Origin of the sequence: Nocardioides sp. NPDC092400 (assembly GCF_040684155.1) — a bacterium.
Taxonomy (GTDB): domain Bacteria; phylum Actinomycetota; class Actinomycetes; order Propionibacteriales; family Nocardioidaceae; genus Nocardioides.
This window is the reverse complement of sequence record NZ_JBFBFJ010000023.1, coordinates 1-1,078: the sequence shown is the minus strand read 5'-3', so window position 1 is coordinate 1,078 and position 1,078 is coordinate 1. Positions and strand designations below refer to the sequence as shown.

The 1,078-nt window shown below is 67.3% G+C and carries 1 protein-coding gene; it reads left to right on the top strand.

Going from position 1 to position 1,078, the window contains the following annotated elements; all coding sequences use genetic code 11:
- Positions 1–108: 108 nt before the first annotated feature.
- A partial coding sequence (locus AB0N29_RS20925; RefSeq protein WP_364870203.1) for an IS481 family transposase occupies positions 109–1,078 on the top strand: 970 nt, incomplete at its 3' end.

The following is a 1,078-nucleotide window of genomic DNA, read 5'->3' as shown; positions in this document are numbered from 1 at the left end:
TGTACTGACCACGGACGTTAGGTACGGCGTGGTTGCTGGACCATGACGAAGACCTCCGGGTGAGGTGTGAAGCGACCAAGCATTCGCATCTCACAACCGGAGGTCTTCGTGTCCCACGCTAATGCCCAACTGACCCCTGCTGGTCGTCTGCGCTTGGCCAAGCTCGTGGTGGACAAGGGCTGGACGCTGCGCCGTGCCGCTGAGCGGTGGAACTGCTCGGTGACGACAGCTAAGCGGTGGGCCGACCGCTACCGCGCCGAGGGCCGGCTGGGCATGGCCGACCGGTCCTCGCGTCCAAGGCTCTCGCCTCGGCGCACGCCGTCGCGAGTGGAGCGGCGGGTGCTTGGCCTGCGAGTGGCTCGCCGATGGGGGCCTGCGCGGATCGCCTACCGGTTGCGGATGGCGGTGTCGACGGTGCACAAGATCCTGCGCCGCTACGGTTGCCCGCCGCTGTCGTGGACCGATCCCGCGACCGGCGTGCGGATCAAGTGGGCACGCAAGAAGGTGCACTCCTACGTATGGGCGCTGCCCGGCGATCTGGTGCACGTCGACATCAAGAAGCTCGGACGGATCCCCGACGGCGGTGGTCACCGCGTCCTCGGGCGCGCTGAGGGCAAGCGGAACCGGCGCCGTGGCGTGGGCTACTGGTACATCCACAACGCCGTCGACGACTGCACGCGCCTGGGCTATAGCGAGCTCCTGGACGATGAGAAGAAGGAGACCGCCGCCGAGTTCTGGAAGCGCGCCAACGCCTACTTCGCGGCCGCCGGCATCACCGTCAAACGCGTGCTCACCGACAACGGGGCCTGCTACCGATCACTGCTCTTCGCTGAGGCCCTCGGCAAGGACATCGCGCACAAGCGCACCCGGCCCTACCGGCCGCAGACCAACGGCAAGGTCGAGCGGTTCAACCGCACCGTGCTCGACGAATGGGCCTACGCCCGGCCCTACGGATCCGAGGCCGAACGCGCAGCCCTCTTCAACGACTGGCTCCACACCTACAATCACCACCGCGGTCACACCGCACTCGGCGGCAAGTCACCAGCCGACCTCGTGCCCAACCTGTGTGGACAGAACA